General features: G+C 72.5%; 13 protein-coding genes. 4 read left to right on the forward strand and 9 right to left on the reverse strand.

Features of this window, described 5'->3' with window-relative positions; genetic code table 11:
• The 3 genes from L615_RS04665 to L615_RS04675 form a co-directional block, all read right to left on the reverse strand.
• Window positions 1–1515 carry an acetyl-CoA hydrolase/transferase family protein gene (locus L615_RS04665; protein ID WP_028655171.1) on the reverse strand — a complete coding sequence of 505 codons (1515 nt, stop codon included), beginning with the start codon at window positions 1513–1515 and terminating at the stop codon, window positions 1–3.
• A 16-nt stretch (window positions 1516–1531) separates the two neighbouring features.
• Window positions 1532–3310 (reverse strand): proline--tRNA ligase, encoded by a 1779-nt coding sequence (locus tag L615_RS04670; RefSeq protein ID WP_028655170.1) that lies wholly within the window; start codon window positions 3308–3310, stop codon window positions 1532–1534.
• A 97-nt stretch (window positions 3311–3407) separates the two neighbouring features.
• Window positions 3408–5162 (reverse strand): FAD-dependent oxidoreductase, encoded by a 1755-nt coding sequence (locus tag L615_RS04675; protein ID WP_028655169.1) that lies wholly within the window; start codon window positions 5160–5162, stop codon window positions 3408–3410.
• Between the two features lie 141 nt (window positions 5163–5303).
• Here L615_RS04675 and L615_RS04680 point away from each other — a divergent pair, with 141 nt between their 5' ends.
• Window positions 5304–5951, forward strand: a complete 648-nt coding sequence (locus L615_RS04680; RefSeq protein WP_036517323.1) for a TetR/AcrR family transcriptional regulator — start codon at window positions 5304–5306, stop codon at window positions 5949–5951.
• 4 nt (window positions 5952–5955) lie between these two features.
• On the opposite strand, the gene L615_RS04685 is transcribed toward L615_RS04680, so the two are convergent.
• Window positions 5956–6801 carry a DUF4081 domain-containing GNAT family N-acetyltransferase gene (locus L615_RS04685; protein ID WP_028655167.1) on the reverse strand — a complete coding sequence of 282 codons (846 nt, stop codon included), beginning with the start codon at window positions 6799–6801 and terminating at the stop codon, window positions 5956–5958.
• On the opposite strand from L615_RS04685, the gene L615_RS04690 reads away from it, so the two are divergent.
• Window positions 6784–7671, forward strand: a complete 888-nt coding sequence (locus tag L615_RS04690; protein WP_186449735.1) for a homocysteine S-methyltransferase family protein — start codon at window positions 6784–6786, stop codon at window positions 7669–7671. The genes L615_RS04685 and L615_RS04690 overlap by 18 nt on opposite strands.
• On the opposite strand, the gene ispG is transcribed toward L615_RS04690, so the two are convergent.
• The 3 genes from ispG to dxr are packed head-to-tail and all read right to left on the reverse strand — an operon-like array spanning window position 7664 to window position 11305.
• Entirely contained in the window at window positions 7664–8815 is a 1152-nt protein-coding gene (ispG, locus tag L615_RS04695) for a flavodoxin-dependent (E)-4-hydroxy-3-methylbut-2-enyl-diphosphate synthase (protein ID WP_145724297.1), read from the reverse strand. The genes L615_RS04690 and ispG overlap by 8 nt on opposite strands.
• A gap of 31 nt (window positions 8816–8846) precedes the next feature.
• Window positions 8847–10205 carry an RIP metalloprotease gene (locus L615_RS04700; protein WP_315897773.1) on the reverse strand — a complete coding sequence of 453 codons (1359 nt, stop codon included), beginning with the start codon at window positions 10203–10205 and terminating at the stop codon, window positions 8847–8849.
• On the reverse strand, window positions 10202–11305 hold the full coding sequence (gene dxr, locus L615_RS04705) for a 1-deoxy-D-xylulose-5-phosphate reductoisomerase (RefSeq protein ID WP_145724298.1): 1104 nt from the start codon (window positions 11303–11305) through the stop codon (window positions 10202–10204). Before dxr ends, L615_RS04700 begins: the two co-directional genes overlap by 4 nt.
• Window positions 11306–11454: 149 nt before the next feature.
• On the opposite strand from dxr, the gene L615_RS04710 reads away from it, so the two are divergent.
• On the forward strand, window positions 11455–12603 hold the full coding sequence (locus L615_RS04710; protein ID WP_051485627.1) for a polysaccharide deacetylase family protein: 1149 nt from the start codon (window positions 11455–11457) through the stop codon (window positions 12601–12603).
• Here the strand turns inward: L615_RS04710 and meaB are convergent.
• Both meaB and L615_RS04720 read right to left on the reverse strand, forming a co-directional pair.
• A complete protein-coding gene (gene meaB / locus L615_RS04715; protein ID WP_232221723.1) occupies window positions 12593–13573 on the reverse strand; it encodes a methylmalonyl Co-A mutase-associated GTPase MeaB in 981 nt (326 codons plus the stop codon). The genes L615_RS04710 and meaB overlap by 11 nt on opposite strands.
• Window positions 13574–13587: 14 nt before the next feature.
• Window positions 13588–14787, reverse strand: a complete 1200-nt coding sequence (locus L615_RS04720) for an acetyl-CoA C-acetyltransferase (RefSeq protein WP_145724299.1) — start codon at window positions 14785–14787, stop codon at window positions 13588–13590.
• A 140-nt stretch (window positions 14788–14927) separates the two neighbouring features.
• Here L615_RS04720 and mce point away from each other — a divergent pair, with 140 nt between their 5' ends.
• Window positions 14928–15380 carry a methylmalonyl-CoA epimerase gene (mce, locus tag L615_RS04725; protein WP_028655162.1) on the forward strand — a complete coding sequence of 151 codons (453 nt, stop codon included), beginning with the start codon at window positions 14928–14930 and terminating at the stop codon, window positions 15378–15380.
• The last annotated feature ends 12 nt before the right edge of the window (window positions 15381–15392 follow it).

The following is a 15392-nucleotide window of genomic DNA, read 5'->3' on the forward strand; positions in this document are numbered from 1 at the left end:
TCACATCCTGCCGTCGCGCAGGTACGACGCGTGCCAGCTCAGCGCCTCCTCCAGCAGGTGCGGCGTGTGCTGGGCGTCCGGGCGGGCCCGGCGCGCGCGGGCCACGTAGTCGTGGAGCCGGTCCCGGAAGTCGGGGTGGGCGCAGTTGTCGATGACCCGCTCGGCGCGGTCGGTCGGCGACAGGCCGCGCAGGTCGGCCAGGCCCTGCTCGGTGATCAGCACGTGCACGTCGTGCTCGGTGTGGTCGACGTGGCTGACCATCGGGACGATCGAGGAGATCGCGCCGCCCTTGGCGAGCGAGGGCGAGACGAAGAAGTTGAGGTAGGCGTTGCGGGCGAAGTCGCCCGAGCCGCCGATGCCGTTCATGATCGCCGAGCCCATGACGTGCGTGGAGTTCACGTTGCCGTAGATGTCGGCCTCGATCATCCCGTTGATCGCGATCAGGCCGAGCCGCCGGACCAGCTCGGGGTGGTTGGAGATCTCCTGGCTGCGCAGCAGGATGCGGCCCTTGTAGGAGCCGACGTTGTCGAGGAAGCGCTGCTGGCCCGCCGGGGACAGCCCGAACGCCGTCGACGACAGCGAGGTCAGCTTGCCCGCGTCGAGCAGGTCGAGCAGGCCGTCCTGGATGACCTCCGTGTAGGCCGTGAGCCCCTCGAACTCGGCGTCGAGGAGCCCCTCCATCACCGCGTTGGCGGTGCTGCCGACCCCGGACTGCAGCGGGAGCAGGCTCGCTGGGAGCCGGCCGGCGCGCACCTCGTGGCGCAGGAAGTCGACGAGCTGGTCGGCCATCGCCCGCGACGCATCGTCGGGCTGGGCCAGCGGCGAGTTGCGGTCCGGCGCGTGGGTCTCGACGACGGCGACGACCTTGGCCGGGTCGACCCGCAGGTAGGGGTCGCCGATGCGCTGCATCGGGTGGGTGAGCTGGATCGGGATCCGGTGCGGCGGCAGGGCGGCGCCGTAGTAGACGTCGTGGAAGCCCTCGAGCTCGCGCGGCAGCCAGCTGTTGACCTCGAGGACCACCTTCTCGGCGCGGTCGAGCCAGGTCTTGTTGTTGCCGATCGAGGTGCCCGGCACGAGCAACCCGTTCGGCAGGATCGCCGCGACCTCGACGACGGCGACGTCGAGGTCGCCGTAGAAGCCGAACCACGCCTGCTGCGCGGAGTGCGAGAGGTGGGCGTCGACGTAGTCGACCTCGCCGGCGTTGATCCGTCGCCGCATCACCGGGTCGGAGTTGTAGGGCAGGCGCTTGTCGACGCCGTCGACCTCGGCGAGCCGGCCGTCGACCTCGGGCCCGGTCGACGCCCCGGACCAGAGGCCGATCCGGAACTCCTCCCCGCGGGCGCGGGCGTCCTCCATGCGGCGGGCCAGGGCGCCCGGCACCGCCTTCGGGAAGCCGGCCCCGGTGAAGCCGCTGATCCCGACGGTGTCGCCGGGCCGGATCACCTCAGCCGCCTCGTCGGCGGTCGTGATCCGCTGCCCGAGCTCCGGGCAGGTCACGCGTGGGCTGGCCGGCATCGGCACGCCCCTCCCCTCAGTCCCGGACCAGCGCCCGGATCTGCTCGACGGCGGAGACCAGGGGGAGCTCCTGCTTCTCGCCGGTACGACGGTCCTTGACCTCGATCACCTGGTTGTCGGGGTCGGCGACGCCGCGCCCGACGGTGACGATCGTGGGCACGCCGATCAGCTCGGCGTCCTTGAACTTCACGCCCGGGCTCACCTTGCCGGCCCGGTCGTCGTAGAGCACGTCGATCCCGGCCTCGTCGAGCCCGGCGACGAGCTGCTCGGCCGCGGCGAACACGGCCTGGTCCTTGCCGGCGGCCACGACGTGCACGTCGGCGGGCGCGACCTGGCGCGGCCAGCACAGCCCGATCTCGTCGAGGGTGCCCTCGGCGATCGCGGCGACGGCGCGCGAGACGCCCACGCCGTAGGAGCCCATGGTGACGGTCACGAGCTTGCCGTTCTCGTCGAGCACCTTGAGGTCGAGCGCCTCGGCGTACTTGCGGCCGAGCTGGAAGACGTGGCCCATCTCGATGCCGCGCGCGGACTCGAGCACGCCGTCCTCGCAGCTCGGGCAGGCGTCGCCGTCGCGCACCTCGGCGGCCTCGATCGTGCCGTCGCCGGTGAAGTCGCGGCCGGCGACGAGGTCGATGGCGTGGCGGCCGTCCTCGTTGGCGCCGGAGACCCAGCGGGTGCCCTCGCTGACCCGGGGGTCGAGCAGGTAGCGGATGCCGCTGGCGGACTCCTCGCCCAGCACGCTGGGACCGATGTAGCCCTTGACCAGCGCGGGGTGCTTCGCGAGCTCGGCCTCGTCCATGGGTTCGACCTCGATCGGCTCCAGCTGGCCCTCGAGCCGCTTCTGGTCGACCTCGCGGTCGCCGGGCACGCCGATGGCGAGCGGCTCGCGGGTCCCGTCGGGGTGCTTCAGCACGACCATCACGTTCTTGAGGGTGTCGCCGGCGTGCCAGGGCCGGTCCTCGCGCGGGAACGCCGCGTTGAGGTGGTCGACCAGCGTCTCGATGGTCGGCGTGCCCGGGGTGTCCTCGGCGTGGGCGGCGGGCACGTCGTCGTACGCGACGGGGGTGGGCTGGCGCACCTCGACGGCCTCGACGTTCGCGGCGTAGTCGCACTTCGTGCAGCGCACGTAGGTGTCCTCGCCGACGGCCGCGTTGGCGAGGAACTCCTCCGACTTCGACCCGCCCATCGCGCCGGCGGTCGCCTTGACGATGACGTAGTCGAAGCCGAGCCGGTCGAAGATCCGCACGTAGGCGTCGCGGTGCTTCTGGTAGGACGCCTCCAGGCCCGCGTCGTCGACGTCGAAGGAGTAGGAGTCCTTCATGATGAACTCGCGGCCGCGCAGCAGGCCGGCGCGGGGGCGCGCCTCGTCGCGGTACTTGGTCTGGACCTGGTAGATGCTCAGCGGCAGGTCCTTGTACGACGAGTACAGGTCCTTGACCAGGAGCGTGAACATCTCCTCGTGGGTGGGGCCGAGCAGGTAGTCGGCGTCCTTGCGGTCCTTGAGCCGGAAGATGTTGTCGCCGTACTCGGTCCAGCGGTTGGTCGCCTCGTAGGGCTCGCGGGGCAGCAGCGCGGGGAAGGTGACCTCCTGGGCGCCGATGGCGTCCATCTCCTCGCGGATGATGCCCTCGACCTTGCGCAGCACCTTCAGGCCGAGCGGCAGCCAGGTGTAGATGCCCGGCGCGGCGCGGCGGATGTAGCCGGCCCGCACGAGCAGCCGGTGGCTCGGGACCTCGGCGTCGGAGGGGTCCTCGCGCAGGGTCCGTACGAACAGGGTCGACATCCGCATCAGCACGGTGGAAGCCTACGGCGCCTCGAGGACGCGGGGCGAACCAGTGACCCCGGCGGACCGGCCGGGGTCGTCCAGGTCACCCCGGTGGCTCCCCGCCGGCTCAGCCCAGGTCGAGCACGTTGCGCATGCCGAGCTTGTAGAGCAGCCGGTCGGTGGCCTTGAGCGCGGCGAACTCCGGCGGGTCGTAGAGCGTGAAGGTCCGCACCCGCGGCGCCGTGGAGCGGGACTCGTCGAGGATCGCGTTCACGGCGTGCCGCGCCGCCTCGTTGGCGCCCTCCATCGTCGCGAGGTCGATGTCGGTCTGCACGAAGTCCCCGCTCATCAGCAGGTTGGGGATCTTCGTCCGGGCGGTGGGGCGGCTGCTCCACGAGTCGACGGTGTTGACCAGCAGCGGGGTCTCGTTGGAGTTGCGCCGGTTCGCCGCGTCCCACTGCACGCCGGGGTCGAGGAACCACGAGTGCACGATCTCGTCGGGCAGCTGGTCGCCGGCGGTGTGGTGCTCCTTGATCTGCGCCCAGACCTCGGCGGCGATCTCGTCGGCGGTGCACTCCTTGGCCGTCTTGCCGTAGAGGATGCCCTTCGCGTCCCAGTTGGAGATGTCGACGGAGAGGATGTCGACGACCTCCCCGTCGCCGTAGTCGCGGGCGACGACGCGGTCGGCCCAGAACTGGCCCTGGGTCAGCGCGGTCAGCGACCACGGCGAGTCGATGAAGGTGATGTGGCCCTTGGTGATGTCGACGTGCTCGCGCAGGAAGTACTGGATGCCCACCATCCAGTCGGTCTTGAGCGCGGACATCTTCGCCAGGCCCGGGTCGAGGGCGAGCACGTTCGAGGTGAGGGTGGGGACGACCCGCTCGACGGGCATCGCGCTGACGAACCAGTCCGCCTCGACCCTGCTGGTGGCGCCCGTGACCGTGTCGCGCAGCACGGCGGCGGTGACCCGGCCGCCGGCGGTCTCGTAGCGGACCAGGGCCTGGCCGCTGACGAAGCGCACACCCAGCCCGCGCAGGTGGATCATCCACGGGTCGATCCACGCCTCGTTGGTCGGCAGGTCGAGCACGCGGTCGAGCGCTCCGTCGTTGCCGCGGCCCATGATGTTGTAGACGAACGCCTCGCCCATGTTGCCGATCGTGCGCGTGCTGGCGATGGTCTCCTTGGCCGCGACGAGGTTGCGGGTGAGCCCGGCAGCGAGGATCTTCTGGTAGGGCTGCGAGCGCTTCCCCGCGCCGACGAAGTCCCACCAGCTCACCTTCTCCCACTGCCCCATCCGGCGTTCGTCGCAGCTGGTGAGGAAGACGAGCAGCCGCTCGACGAAGTAGACGAGCTCGTGGGCCGGCACGGCGTGGCCGCCGAGGTTGTCCACCAGGAAGCGGCGCAGGCCGTCGACGGTGAGCAGCTGCACCGGGTCGGGACCGATGCCGAAGACGAAGGCGTCGCCGCGGTCCCCGGCCCGCAGGAACTTGCCGCCCGTGGCGGCGACCAGGTTGTCGCCGACGGTGCCGGAGCCGAACGGGATGCGTCGCATCGTGTCGGGGACGTGGTGGTAGAAGCCGGGGAAGAACCGGAAGCCGTGCTCGCCCGGCAGGTCGGCGCGGCCGCCGGACCCGGTGCCGGGGACCGGGATCGACCGGGCCTTGCCGCCCCAGGCCGACGGCTCGAACACGGTGACCGAGAAGCCGCGCTCGACGAGCTCGTGCGCGGCGGTGAGCCCGGCCATCCCGCCGCCGAGGACGACGGCGTCCTTGCCGGGCGTGGCGGCGAACGCCGGCGCCAGGCCGGTGCTCGCCAGGGCGGCCCCGGCGCCGGCGGCGACCGACGAGCTCAGGAGGGTACGGCGGTCGAGGCGGTGCGTCATCTGTTCTCCCCATGGACGCCAACCGACACAGGTGTCGGTTGCTGTTGGGCACCGAGTATCGTGACTGCCGTTGCACCGGTCAAGGCCCGCCGCCGCACGAGCCGACACCGGTGTGGGAAGCGGACCCAGCGAGGAGGTGACGTGGCGACCACCGACACCGTGCGCCGCCGGCTGCGCGGCCCCGACCGCCGGCAGCGGATCGTGGCCTCGGCCGTCGAGGTCTTCGCCGAGCGCGGGTACGACGCCACCTCGGTCGGCGAGGTCGCGGCCGCCGCCGGCGTCACCCGCACCGTCCTCTACGACCACTTCCGCTCCAAGCGCGAGCTCTACCTGCACGTGCTCGAGGTCGAGAACGCCGCGATGCTCGCCGAGGTCGGCTCGGGCATCACCGGCTCGGGCCTCGCCGGGTCCGGCGCCGGGGAGGACCGGCTGCGGGCGACCGTCGCCGCCTACCTGACGTTCGCGCACGAGCGCCCGGCCGCCCGCCGGCTGCTCGTCGACCCGGTGCCGACCGGCGACGCCCAGCTCGACCAGGTGATCGCGGCCTACCGCTCCGCGCGGGTCCAGGCGGTGACCGCCATGCTCGCCCCCGACCTGACCCGCGCCGGCGTCGTCGCCGGGTCGACGACCGCGGCCGTGGTCGTCGAGCTGCTCATCGCCGGCGTCGACGGCGTCGCCCGCTGGTGGCAGGAGCACCCGTCGAGCACGCTCGAGGAGGTCACCGACACCGCCTCGCGGCTGATCTGGAAGGGCCTCCCCCGCGTCGAGCCCCGGGTCGAGCGGCCCTAGCGGGTCAGAACATCACGGTCGCGAAGCGACAGGTCTCCACGAAGCCGACCCGCTCGTAGACCGCGCGCGCGGCGTGGTTCCAGTCGTTGACGTAGAGCGAGACCGTCGGCGCGATCCGGGCGCGGACCTGGTGCACCACGGCCGCCATGCCCGCCGACGCCAGCCCCTCGCCGCGGCGGTGCGGCGGCACCCACACGCCCTGCACCTGCGCGGCGTGCTCGGTGGCGCAGGCGACCTCGGCCTTGAAGACGAGCTCGTCGCCGTCGTACCGGACGAAGGACCAGCCGCGGCCGATCAGCTGGGCGACCCGGGCGCGGTAGAGGTCTCCCCCGCCGTGCGCCTCGGGCGAGACCCCGACCTCCTCGGTGTACATCGCGACGCAGGCCGGGTAGAGCGAACCGATGTCGGACTGCACGCCGGCGCGGACCCCCGGGTCGGGGGCGACCAGCGGCGGTCCGGAGATCTCCATGTGCCGCTGGTCCCAGCGGGCGTCCCGCGGCTCGCCCCAGGCCGGGGCGACCTCGTCCCAGAACGGACGCACGGCGCTCTGCGGGCCGACGATCGTCGAGGCGGTACGGCGCCGCGCCAGCGCCCGCTCGGCGAAGGCGGCAGCGTCCTCGGGGCTGGCCTGGACCGGCACCAGGTTGGCGGCGACGTGGCACGCGGCGACGAGCCGGCCGGCCTCGAACCGCCCCCACATCTCGCCACCGAGCCAGCGCGGCTCGAGGTTCGTCGTGTGCGCGCGGTGGAGGGCGAACACGTTGACGACGGGGTCCTGGTTGGCAAGGTCCAGGAAGGCGGGCAGGTCGGCGCTCGCCAGGACGCGCACGCCGTGCCGGGTCGTCAACACGTAGGGAGCCTATGCCCTCGGCGGCCCGGAATTGATGACGGGACACGGTGCCGGTCCGCGACACACACCGGACGCTCCCCCAGCGACACCCAGCGACCTGTCCGAGGGGGGTGCCTCGATGGTGGCACGACACGTGACCGACGGAGGTCTGGAGACCGACCTCATCTTCCTGCGCGGGCCAACCCCGACCACGCCGCGCTCCTCGGGTACGACGCCGCGGCGCTCGACCGGGTCAACCGCCAGTCCGTCGAGCTCCTGGCCGACGTGGCCGGCGAGCGTTCCGACGAGCTGGTCGGCTGGGAGGTCGGCGGCATGCTCGGCCCGCGCGGCGACGGCTACGCGACAGCCGGGCCGGTCGACCTGGACGTGGCAGCGGACTACCACCGCCCGCAGCTGGAGTCCTTCCGGGCGGCCGGGGCGAGCCGCGCGACCGTGCTCACCCTCACCGAGGTCGGGGAGGCGATCGGCGTCGCCCGCGCAGCCGCCGACGTGGGCATCCCGGCCGCGATCGGCTTCACCGTCGAGACCGACGGCCGGCTGCCCGACGGCACCAGCCTCGCCTCGGCGATCGAGCAGGTCGACGCGGTCGCCCCGCCGGCGTACTTCCTCGTCAACTGCGCACACCCCAGCCACGTGCTGCGCGGGCTCGACGAGGGGCCGTGGCGCGACCGGGTCGGTGGCCTGCGGTGCAACGCCTCGACGATGAGCCACGCCGAGCTGGACGCGGCCGAGGAGCTCGACGGCGGCGACCCGGTGGCGCTCGCCGCCGACCAGCAGCCGCTGCTCGACGCCTTCGGCGACCTGGAGGTGCTCGGCGGCTGCTGCGGCACCGACGCGCGGCACGTGGCCGCGATGTGGGGCGTCAGCTGACCGAGACGCTGGGCTCCGCGCCCTCGACCGGCTCCATCGACTCGGCGATCTTCATCGCCTCCTCGATCAGGGTCTCGACGATCTCGGCCTCGGGGACGGTCTTGATGACCTCGCCCTTGACGAAGATCTGGCCCTTGCCGTTGCCCGACGCGACGCCGAGGTCGGCCTCGCGGGCCTCGCCCGGGCCGTTGACGACGCAGCCCATGACGGCCACGCGCAGCGGCACCTCGAGCCCGTCGAGGCCGGCGGTCACGCGCTCGGCGAGCGTGTAGACGTCGACCTGGGCGCGGCCGCAGGAGGGGCAGGAGACGATCTCGAGCTTGCGCGGGCGCAGGTTGAGCGACTGGAGGATCTGGATGCCGACCTTGACCTCCTCGACCGGCGGCGCGGACAGCGAGACCCGGATGGTGTCGCCGATGCCGCGCGAGAGGAGGGCACCGAAGGCGGTGGCCGACTTGATCGTGCCCTGGAAGGCGGGGCCGGCCTCGGTGACGCCGAGGTGCAGCGGCCAGTCGCCCTGCTCGGCGAGCAGCTCGTAGGCGCGCACCATCACGACGGGGTCGTTGTGCTTGACCGAGATCTTGAAGTCGCGGAAGCCGTGCTCCTCGAAGAGGCTGGCCTCCCACACGGCGGACTCGACGAGGGCCTCGGGCGTGGCCTTGCCGTACTTCTCCAGCAGCCGCTTGTCGAGGGAGCCGGCGTTGACGCCGATCCGGATCGACGTGCCGTGGTCCTGGGCCGCCTTCGCGATCTCCTTGACCTGGTCGTCGAACTTCTTGATGTTGCCGGGGTTGACCCGCACCGCCGCGCAGCCGGCCTCGATGGCCTGGAAGACGTACTTCGGCTGGAAGTGGATGTCGGCGATGACCGGGATCTGGCTGTGCTGGGCGATCTCGGCGAGCGCGTCGGCGTCGTCCTGGCTCGGGCAGGCGACCCGGACGATGTCGCAGCCGGCGGCGGTGAGCTCGGCGATCTGCTGCAGCGTGCTGTTGACGTCGGCGGTGAGCGTCGTCGTCATCGACTGCACCGAGATCGGGTGGTCGCTGCCGACGCCGACCTTGCCCACCCGGATCTGGCGGGTCTGGCGGCGGGGAGCGAGCACCGGCGGCGGCGCGGCCGGCATGCCCAGGCTGATCGACGTCATGGCCTCAAGGTTAGTCCGCGGGGCCTCGAGATCAGGATTCGAGGTGGAGCGGCACCACGAGGTCGCCGACGATCAGCACCACGCCCATGACCAGCAGCGCCGACGCCACGACGTACGCGACGGGGAGCAGCTTGGCGGCGTCGACGTAGCCCGGGTCGGGGCGACGGCGCAGGCGGGCCAGCCCGCGCCGCGCGGCCTCCCACAGGGCGCTGGCGATGTGACCGCCGTCGAGGGGCAGCAGCGGCACGAAGTTGAACATGCCGATGAAGAAGTTGAAGCCGGCGATGAGCATCAGCAGCGAGACGAGCTTGTCGTTGACGCTGATCTCGTCGTGCGAGGCGACCTCGCCCGCGAGGCGGCCACCACCGACGACGCTGACCGGGCCCAGCGGGTCGCGCTCCTCGAGCCCGACGATGGCCTGCGCGACGTCCCAGACCTTGGCCGGGAGCGTGGCCAGCGCCTCGACGACGTCGACGGTCATGTGGCCCATCTGGCCGACCGTGTAGAACACCCCGCCCGTGGTCGGCTCGATGCGCGGGCTGACGCCGAGGAAGCCGATCTCCTCGTCGACGACCTGGCCGGCCTCGTCGGGCGGGCGGACGGTCGTCTTCGTCGCGATGGTCACCCGCTCGCCGTCACGCTCGACGACGACGGTGGCCTGCTTCGTGCCGTTGGCGCGGACCAGGTCCTGCATCTGGTCCCAGCTGGTGATCGCGGTGCCGTTGAAGGAGACCATCCGGTCGCCCGGCTCGATGCCCGCGGCGTACGCCGGGGTGGGCTGGTCGCGGATCTCCTCCTCGGTGCAGACCTCGCCGGACTCGTCGGCGGGCTTCACGCAGGCGTGCACGACCTCGACGGTGGTCTCGACCTTCGGGTCGCCAGCATTGCCGTAGGTCGCGAACACCGCGGCGAACACGCCGAACGCGATGAGGATGTTCACCGTGGGCCCACCGGCCATCACGACGACCTTCTTCCACCACGGCAGCTTGTAGAACAGCCGCTCGGAGTCCTCCGGGCCGACCAGCTCCCACTCGGCCGCGCGGGCGTCGGAGATCAGCTGGGTGAACATCCCGGTGTTGGACTTGCGCACCCGGAAGACCTGGTTGCCGTCGGCGTCGCGCTCGACCTCCTCGACGAGGTCCTCCGCCGCCGGGGGCAGCATGCCGACGATCTTGACGTAGCCGCCGAGCGGGATCGCCTTGACGCCGTACTCGGTCTCGCCGACCTGCTTGCTCCACACGGTGGGGCCGAAGCCGATGAAGTACTGGGTGACCTTCCCGCCGAACTTCTTGGCGGGGATCATGTGGCCGAGCTCGTGCAGGCCGATGGACGCCAGGATCGCCACCGCGAAGATGACGACGCCGAGGGTGTAGAGAAGTACGGAGATCACGGTCGGTTGGCTGTCCTCGGTGCGATGGTGCGGGCAGCAGCCTCGCGCGCCCACGCGTCGGCCGCGAGGACGTCGTCGAGCGAGACCTGCTGCTCCGAGGGTACGTCGTGGGCGGCAACCACGTCCCCGACTACGTCGACAATGCCGGTGAAGGCCAGCTCACCGCGCCGGAAGGCGTCGACGGCGACCTCGTTGGCCGCGTTGTAGACGGCGGGCGCGGTGCCGCCGCGCTCCCCCGCGGCCCGGGCCAGGGCGACGGCCGGGAAGGCCTCGTCGTCGAGCGGGAGGAACTCCCACGTCTCGGGGCGGGTCCAGTCGACGGCCGGCGCCGCGTCAGGCACCCGGTCGGGCCAGGCCAGGCCGAGCGCGATCGGGATCAGCATGGTCGGCGGGCTGGCCTGGACCAGCGTCGAGCCGTCGACGAACTCGACCATCGAGTGCACCACGCTCGTGGGGTGCACCACGACCTCGATCCGGTCGTAGGGGATGCCGAAGAGCAGGTGCGCCTCGATCACCTCCAGGCCCTTGTTGACCAGGGTCGCGGAGTTGATGGTGATGACCGGGCCCATGTCCCAGGTCGGGTGGGCGAGCGCCTGGCCGGGCGTCACCCCGGCCAGCTCGTCGCGGCTGCGGCCGCGGAAGGGCCCGCCGCTGGCGGTGAGCACCAGCCGGCGCACCTCCTCCGGCGTGCCACCGCGCAGGCACTGGGCGAGCGCGCTGTGCTCGGAGTCGACCGGGACGATCTGGCCGGGTCGCGCCCGCTCCAGCACGAGCGGGCCCCCCATCACCAGCGACTCCTTGTTGGCCAGGGCCAGGGTGGTGCCGGCGTCGAGTGCGGCGAGGGTGGGCCGCAGCCCGACCGCGCCGGTGATCCCGTTGAGGACGACGTCACACTCCTGCTGCGCCGCCTCGACGCTCGCCTCCTCCCCCAGGCCGTGGAAGCGCGGGGAGAGCTCCGCGACCTGCTGCTCGAACAGGTCGGGGTTGCTGCCACCCGCGGTCAGGCCGACCACGCGGAACCGGTCGGGGTTGGCCCGCACCAGGTCGAGCGCCTGCGTGCCGATCGAACCGGTGGACCCGAGGATGACGACGTCCTTCACACCGGCATCCTCTCAGCGGGACCCGGCCAGACACACTTCGGGACGTCCCACGAAGAGGGCCCACCAACCTTCATAGTTGCTCCGTGCTTCCACCCCGTGCCCGCACGGAGGTCACGGGACGGAGACTCGGTTCCGCCTGTGCCGCCGCCGTGCTGCTCCCCCTGGTCCTGGCCCTCGGCCTCGGTACGACGCCGGTGCCGCCCTCGTCGTCCGCCGAGCCGGGCGCCTCGACCGAGGGCGCGGTCCTCGCCGCGGGGTCGCCGGCCGCCGCGGGCTCGACGGGGTCCACGACCACCCGGCGCCGGGCGGCCACCCGCCGCTGCAAGGGGCGGGTCGCCCTCACCTTCGACGACGGTCCTGTGCCCGGCACCACCACGCGCCTGCTGCGGGTCCTGCGCCGCCACGACGTCCCCGCGACCTTCTTCGTGGTCGGCCGGCGCGTGCGCGAGCACCCGGAGCTGGTCCGCGCGATCGAGCGCAACGGGCACCTCGTCGCCAACCACACCTGGGCGCACGAGCAGCTCACCGCCCGCTCGGACCGCGAGGTCCGCGCGACGGTCCACGGCACGCGGCGCGCGCTGCAGCGCGCCGGCGTGGCGCCGACCCGGCTGGTGCGTCCGCCGTACGGCTCGATCAACCCGCGAGTGCGCCGGGTGCTGGTGCGGGCCGGCTTCGTCCCCGTGCTGTGGAGCATCGACTCCAACGACTGGGCGAACGGGTCGGCCGACCAGATCGCCGGGCGCATCCTGCGCGGCCTTCGCCCGGGGCCGAACGTGGTGCTGCAGCACGACGGCGTGAACCGCTCGCCCATCTCCGTCGACGCGGTGGCCACGGTGGTCCGCCGCGCGAAGCGCCGCGGCTACTGCTTCACCGCGCTGGACGAGAAGGGTCGTCCGGGCTTCCACACGCCGGACGTGTCGGTGACGGTGACCCCGGTCGTCGAGGGCCGCACCGCCGTCGCCACCGTCCGCCTGGCCGGCGAGGCCGGTCGGGACACCTCGGTCCGACTGACGGTGCGCTCCGGCACGGCCCGGGTCGGCACCGACCTGCCGGCACGGACCACCCGCGTGGCCATCCCCGCCGGGCGGCGCTACGCACGGGTGAAGATCCCGACGACCGCCGACGGCACCGTGGAGCCGGTCGAGCGCGCCAGCGTCGAGATCGACGCCCCGCAGGGCGTGCGCATCGCGGGCGGCACGGCGAGCCTCGAGATCCTGCCGCCGGGCACGACCCGCACCGAGCGGGTCTCGCGCGGCGCCGCACCGGACCGCGTCTGGGAGCCGGCCGTCAGGCGGTGAGCACCTCCGCGGCGGAGTGCGGGTCGGTCTCGCCAGCCACCACGGCCGCAGCCAGCTCCTCGAGCCGGTCCCCCTCGCCGACGCCGCCCCAGCGACGGCGCAGCACGGTGAGCGCGAGGGTCTCGATCTCGTTGCGCGCCCGGCGCAGCCGCCGGCGGTGCAGCTCGCCGCTCTCCCGCAGCCAGGCGCCGTGCTCCTCCAGCGCGTCGACGACGTCGGCGACCCCGTCGCCCGTGGACGCCACGGTCTTCAGCACCGGCGGGCGCCACGCGCCCTCACGCCGCTCGGCGAGGCCGAGCATCGAGCGCAGGTCGCGCCGCACCTTGTCCGCCCCCTCGCGGTCGGACTTGTTGACGACGTAGAGGTCGCCGATCTCGAGGATCCCCGCCTTCGCGGCCTGGATGCCGTCGCCCATGCCGGGCGCGAGCAGGACGACCGTGGAGTCGGCCTGGCCGGCCACCTCGACCTCGCTCTGGCCGACCCCGACGGTCTCGACCAGCACGTAGTCGAAGCCCGCGGCGTCGAGGACCCGCAGCACCTGCGGCGTGGTCCACGCGAGGCCGCCGAGGTGGCCGCGCGCCGCCATCGAGCGGATGAAGACGCCGGGGTCGAGCACGTGGTCGCCCATCCGGATCCGGTCGCCGAGCAGGGCACCGCCGGAGAACGGCGACGACGGGTCGACGGCCAGCACCGCGACCCGCTGGTCGCGGCGGCGCAGCTCCCCGATCAGCGCGTTGGTGGACGTGGACTTCCCCACGCCGGGGGCGCCGGTCAGCCCGACGATCCGCGCGTGGCCGGTGTGCGGCGCCAGGGCGCGCATCAGCTCCGGCAGCAGCGGTGACTCGTCCTCGACCTGGGACACCAGGCGTCCGACCGAGCGCGGGTCGCCGGCCCGCGCCTTCTCCACGAGTGCAGGAACGGCCGCCGCGGTGATCCCGCGACGGCCGCCCTGGTTGCCTGCTCCGGGCAAGTCGTTCCCGTCGATCAGCTGGCGGGGACCCGGATGACGAGCGCGTCGCCCTGGCCGCCACCGCCGCAGAGGGCGGCCGCGCCGAGGCCGCCGCCGCGGCGCTTGAGCTCGAGGGCGAGGTGCAGCGTGATGCGCGCACCCGAGGCGCCGAGCGGGTGGCCGATGGCGATGGSGCCGCCGTTGACGTTGACCTTCTCGTCGTCGAGGCCGAGCGCACGGGCCGACTCGATGCCGACGGCGGCGAAGGCCTCGTTGAACTCGACCAGGTCGAGGTCCTCGGCGCTCAGGCCGGCCTTGTCGAGCGCCTTCTTCGTGGCGTTCGCGGGCTGCATCTGCAGCGTCGAGTCCGGACCGGCCACCTGGCCGTGGCTGACGATCTCGGCGAGGATCGGCAGGCCGAGCTCCTCGGCCTTCTTCTTGCTCGTGACGACGACCGCGGCCGCGCCGTCGGAGATCTGCGAGGCCGAGCCGGCGGTGATCGTGCCGTTCTTGGAGAACGCCGGGCGCAGGCCCGCGAGCGACTCGGCGGTGGTGTCGCCGCGCACGCCCTCGTCCTGGGTGATGACGATCGGGTCGCCCTTGCGCTGCGGGATGCTGACCGGGACGATCTCCTCGTCGAAGACGCCGTTCTTCTGCGCGACCGCGGCACGCTGGTGCGAGCGGGCCGAGAACTCGTCCTGCTCCTCGCGGGTCAGCGGCGTGGTGCTGTCGGCGTTGTAGGCCTCGGTCAGGTTGCCCATGGCCTGCTGGGTGGCCTGGTCGTAGAGGGCGTCGTAGGCCATCGAGTCGACGAGCGCGGTGTCGCCGTACTTGAAGCCCTCGCGGCTCTTCGGCAGCAGGTGCGGGGCGTTGGTCATCGACTCGGTGCCGCCGGCGACCACGATGTCGGCCTCGCCGGCACGGATCAGCTGGTCGGCCTGGGCGATCGCGTTGATGCCCGAGAGGCACACCTTGTTGATGGTGATCGACGGAACGCTGGCCGGCAGGCCCGCCTTGAGGCCCGCGGTGCGGGCGGGGTTCTGGCCGCAACCGGCCTGGAGGACCTGTCCGACGATGAGGTAGTCGACCTGGTCACCGGAGACACCGGCCTTCTCCAGCGCGCCCTTGATCGCGACGCTGGCGAGGTCCGCGGCCGACAGGCTCTTGAGGCCGCCGAGGAGGCGACCGATGGGCGTACGGGCGCCGGCGACGATGACGCTGGGGTTGTCGGACATGCTTCCTCCGTGAGTGGAACGGGTCTGAACCTCTGCGACTCTACTCGCGGGTCACGAAGCGGGGCAGGGGGTCCAGCGTGCGGTCCGGTGAGTCCCTCGTCACAGCGGCGACACCTCCGCGAAACGGCACAATGGCGCGCATGAGCATCACTGACGGCGTCCCCACCCACCTCTTCACCGCCATCGACCACGTCGGCATCGCGGTGCCCGACCTCGACGAGGCGATCGCGTTCTACCGCGACAACTTCGGCATGCACGTCGCGCACGAGGAGACCAACGAGGAGCAGGGTGTTCGGGAGGCGATGGTCGCCGTCGGTGACACCGACTCGAAGATCCAGCTCCTCGCCCCGCTCAACGCCGAGTCGACGATCGCGAAGTTCATCGACCGCAGCGGCCCGGGCCTCCAGCAGCTCGCCTACCGCGTCACGGACCTCGACCAGGTCTCCGCGATCCTGCGCGAGCGCGGCCTGCGCCTGCTCTACCCGGAGGCCAGGCGCGGCACGGCCAACAGCCGGATCAACTTCGTGCACCCCAAGGACGCCGGCGGCGTCCTCGTCGAGCTGGTCGAGCCGGCCGCCGACGCCGCCCACTGACCCCCGGCCGAC

This window comes from Nocardioides sp. J9, from assembly GCF_007829375.1.
Taxonomy (GTDB): domain Bacteria; phylum Actinomycetota; class Actinomycetes; order Propionibacteriales; family Nocardioidaceae; genus Nocardioides.

Excerpts from the sequence above, each read along its gene's own strand:
- L615_RS04665 (WP_028655171.1), bottom strand. The coding sequence starts at position 1,515 with ATGCCGGCCAGCCCACGCGTGACCTGCCCGGAGCTCGGGCAGCGGATC.
- L615_RS04675 (WP_028655169.1), bottom strand. The coding sequence starts at position 5,162 with ATGACGCACCGCCTCGACCGCCGTACCCTCCTGAGCTCGTCGGTCGCC.
- ispG (WP_145724297.1), bottom strand. The coding sequence starts at position 8,815 with ATGACGTCGATCAGCCTGGGCATGCCGGCCGCGCCGCCGCCGGTGCTC.
- mce (WP_028655162.1), top strand. The coding sequence starts at position 14,928 with ATGAGCATCACTGACGGCGTCCCCACCCACCTCTTCACCGCCATCGAC.